This is a genomic window from Fulvivirga kasyanovii, from assembly GCF_009711405.1.
In the GTDB taxonomy this organism is placed as follows: Bacteria; Bacteroidota; Bacteroidia; order Cytophagales; family Cyclobacteriaceae; genus Fulvivirga; species Fulvivirga kasyanovii.
On the sequence record NZ_SMLW01000278.1, the window covers coordinates 1 to 3,930 of the forward strand.

General features: G+C 43.4%; 5 protein-coding genes. 4 read left to right on the forward strand and 1 reads right to left on the reverse strand.

Annotated elements, in window-relative coordinates; translation table 11 throughout:
- The 4 genes from E1163_RS01890 to E1163_RS01905 all read left to right on the forward strand — a co-directional run.
- A partial coding sequence (locus E1163_RS01890) for a glycosyltransferase family 9 protein (RefSeq protein WP_155168894.1) occupies positions 1-817 on the forward strand: 817 nt, incomplete at its 5' end.
- On the forward strand, positions 810-1,922 hold the full coding sequence (locus E1163_RS01895) for a glycosyltransferase (protein ID WP_185155919.1): 1,113 nt from the start codon (positions 810-812) through the stop codon (positions 1,920-1,922). The genes E1163_RS01890 and E1163_RS01895, both read left to right, overlap by 8 nt.
- Before the next feature lie 212 nt (positions 1,923-2,134).
- Positions 2,135-3,157, forward strand: a complete 1,023-nt coding sequence (locus E1163_RS01900) for a glycosyltransferase family 2 protein (protein WP_155168898.1) — start codon at positions 2,135-2,137, stop codon at positions 3,155-3,157.
- Positions 3,158-3,337: 180 nt separating this feature from the next.
- Positions 3,338-3,640, forward strand: coding sequence for a YciI family protein (locus E1163_RS01905; RefSeq protein WP_221417909.1), 303 nt, complete (start codon positions 3,338-3,340; stop codon positions 3,638-3,640).
- A gap of 50 nt (positions 3,641-3,690) precedes the next feature.
- Here E1163_RS01905 and E1163_RS01910 read toward each other — a convergent pair.
- On the reverse strand, positions 3,691-3,930 hold a 240-nt coding region (locus tag E1163_RS01910), incomplete at its 5' end, for an RDD family protein (protein ID WP_185155921.1).

Here is a 3,930-nt window from a genome sequence, read left to right on the forward strand (position 1 = left end):
TGTTTATACTTTGAAAGGGGGCAGAAGCACCAGGAAACAGGCGGTTTATGCTTTACTATTGGCGCTTAAGCTGCGAAGGCAGCAGTATGACATTGTAGTAGACCTGCAAAACAATAGAATAAGTAAAATAATACGGAAGTTACTTTCGCCCGCTTCCTGGAGTGAATTTGACAAACATTCCTACAATCCGGCCGGTGTAAGAACTGAAAATACTATCAGGAACATAGGGTTGGGCGATTTTTTACCTGATTTTAAAATTCACATAACTGATCCGTCGACAGGTATTGCTCTCCTGAAGGATGCCGGTTGGTATGAAGGGAGAAAACTTATAGCGCTGAACCCGGCAGGCTTTACACCTTCAAAAAACTGGCCGATAGATTACTATGCTGAATTTGGCCGATTACTCCTGAAAAAATATCCGGACGCGCAATTTCTTATTTTAGGTATTGATAGAATAAGGGAAAAAGCTGACTACTTGCAGGAGCAGTTGGGGGAAAACCTGATTAATCTAGTGGGGAAAACCTCTCCTGCAACCGCCTTTGCTATTCTCCAGCATGTGTCTTTGATCGTATCTGAAGATTCTGGCCTTATGCATATGGCGTGGGTATCAGGCAGGCCGACAATTGCTTTATATAGTGTATCAATAAGTGACCGGTCCCGGCCTTTGGGAGAACATTCCATATGCCTGAGTTCAGCCGATATGGAATGTGGAGGGTGTATGGCTGCAGAGTGCAAGTTTGGAGATGTGCGATGCCTCACAAGATATACCCCGGAAATTGTTCTGAATGAGGCGGAGAAATTACTACAGTATGCGTAAGAAAAGGATAGCCATAATTGTTCCCGGAGGAGTGAGTAACGGGTTTTATAATCAGGGCCTGCCAGCCCTGGTCAATTTAATTAATGGCTTATCAGCACGGTTTGAGGTCACGGTTTATTCGCTGATTTCTGTAAACCCTGATTACAAACCCGATAATTTCAGGCTAAAAGCTATTACTGCAGTGCGGGAACAATCAGCACTTTCAAGGATGCTGCGTTTGAGTTTTATGATTTACCGGGATCATTTAAAAGATCGATATGATCTTTTTCACGGTATATGGGGAGGTGCGTCCGGTACGCTGGCAGTACTCTTGGGTAAGCTTTTGATGCGTCCGTCCGTCGTGAGTCTGAGGGGAGGGGAAACTGCAGAGGTAGGGGCTATAGCCTATGGATACCTGCTGAAGTCAAGTAAAAAAAAGTGGCTTTTAAGTACCCTAAAGAGGGCAGATCAGGTAACCGTTCTTACTAATTTTCAGGCAAGTGTACTTAGGAAGTACGGTTTTAAGAAAGATATTCAGGTGACTCCTACCGGTGTGGATACCAGTATTTTTGCTCCGGCAAATAAAGTTTATGGCCCTCCGTTTCATTTCCTGCATGTTGCTAATCTTACCGAGGTGAAAGATCAGGAGACCCTGCTCAGAGCGTTCCGGTTGATCCGTGACAAGCTGGATTGCCACCTGAAAATTGCCGGTGCAGATTATCTCAATGGAAAAATTCAAAAACTATGTTCGGAATTGGATCTTGAGGATAGCGTAACCTTTCTTGGGCCGGTAAAGAATACAGATTTGCCTACATATTTTGCCTGGGCACATGCTATGATGCATACATCTCTCTATGAAGCTCAGGGTGTGGTCACCGTGGAGGCTGCGGCGTGCAAAGTACTGGTCGCTGGTACGAAAACCGGTATGATTTCAGACCTTGAATATGAGACTGTTTCCGTAGCTCCGGGGGATTTTAAAGACCTTGCAGAAAGGGTGCTGCAAATTGCTGCCGATGAGAAACATTGGAAATCTACTGTGCAAAGGGCTTATGAGTGGGCTAAAGCTCATGATATTCATTTCACTGTAAACAGGTTTGTAAACATTTATAATGACCACATAAAATAGTTGTTGATGTTACGAGGCAATACGGATATAAAAGGTGAAAAAAATTCTACTGGCTATAATGATAAATTAACGTCTTTACTCCGTTATGACGATTTTGTCCCGGTTTACCTGAACAGCAAGTGCAAGTATATTCCGAAAAGAATGGTTGAGGTAATTAGGGAACCCGAAAGCCTGAATGTTCAATTTCTATTACCTGTTAGCTCTGTGTCGTTATGCTGTCTGAATTAAGTGTCGTTATCCCTACCAGAAACAGGCCTGAAAGTCTGATGCGCCTGCTGGAAGATATGTCAAAGCAGACCTATCCTCTGAAAGAAATTATTGTGGTGGATTCCAGTGATAAGAGGATGAAAATGGAAGCGTTGGCAGAGGCATTTCCTTCACTGAATATCCAATACCTGAATTCCACACCTTCGGTTTGCATCCAGCGTAATATAGGGGTACAGAAGGCCAGCTCCCCATATGTTTTTTTATGTGATGACGACATCAATCTCCCTGAAGATTATGTGTCTATATTGATGAAGCATTTAGAAGAAGATAAGTTAGGCGCTGCATCGGGCCTTGTACTGCAAAAAGGCAGTGATGGCTGGGAGTACAGCTATCCACCATCTGGTTTTGGAAGGCTGCTTTTCGCATTTGTATTCCAGCAGTCAGTCTGGGGCGATATCAGTTGCATGAGTACCCGGATATGGCAGAAGCCTTTTTATAAGATTATCAAATGGTACTATCAGGGCAAGGGAAACTCGTTGTCCTGGGCTGGTTGGCCATTAATTACCAACTTTCAGCCTCCGGTTTTCCGAACATCGGTCTATGGACTCGGCGCCAGCATTATAAAGAGGGAATGGCTTATTAATTCTCCCTATGATGAGGTGCTCGACCCACATGGGATAGGCGATAATTATGGAGTGGTAATGGGGTTTCCCTATAAGAAAGCTGTTAACGTAGTGTGCGCCGCAAAAGCTTATCATCATCAAAGCCAGGAAAACCGGCTGGAAAGCGCTACGACATACTATCGCAGGTTGCTGGCATTGGATTACTTTTTAAAAAAGTATCCCAGGTTTAGTTGGTGGCACAGGCTATGGTTTGCGTGGTCTCTTTTTGGCAACTTGTTGCTGTTTAGAAATAAACCCGATTTCAGGCATGCCACAAAGCAAGCGCTAAGACAAGTAATTGGTAATAACAATCCGCATGGGAGGGCAGCAAGCCAGGGACAAAAGGTGCTGGAATTGGAGATTTAGGTCTTAGAAAATATATCTGTAAGACTTTGGATCTGGCCTTTTAAAAAAAGCTAAATTGATATGTTAATTTTTAATAACAATCCCATGGCAGTGATAGTAAGATGCTTGTTTTTAGCAGCAATGTGTGCTGGCTGTTTGGAAGGGTTTTGCCAAAATAATGGCGAAAACGTCAATGAAGAGATGAAGGATTATATTTATATATTGACACTCTTACCTGAATATCAGGATGAAGCAAACTGGACTGATGAGGTCACCATGATTGCCAACAGCCACTTTAATTACCTCAAGGAACTTCATGATACAGGGCAGGCTTTCTTTGTCGGTCGTACAGATTATGATGTAGACAACAAGAATAATTTTGGTATTGTTGTTTTCAAAGCCAAAAGTCAGGAAGAAGCTGCTACATTAATGAGTAATGACCCTGCCGTAAAAAACGGTTTGATGAAGGCGGAGGTGCACCCTTTTAAGGTGGTATTAATGTAACCTCAAATGAGTGTCCTGCCGGGAGGACAGGACACAGGGTAATTATCAATTTACCTGTCGCGGATAACTCGCGTACCGGGAATTGAATCATGCCATCCAACAGCCTTGGAGCCTAAAAGAGAGAATGCTTCGAAAGGTATCAGCCTGCAAAGCGTACGGCCTACAATGGCTCCCGTAGTTGGCTTATCTCCATTTTCAGTTACCACTTTTGTGCCTGTAACAAATTTGCCTAATGTTTTGCCAAAAGCCGCTTCCATAATGATGTAATAGCCGAAAATTGTCCCAAAAGC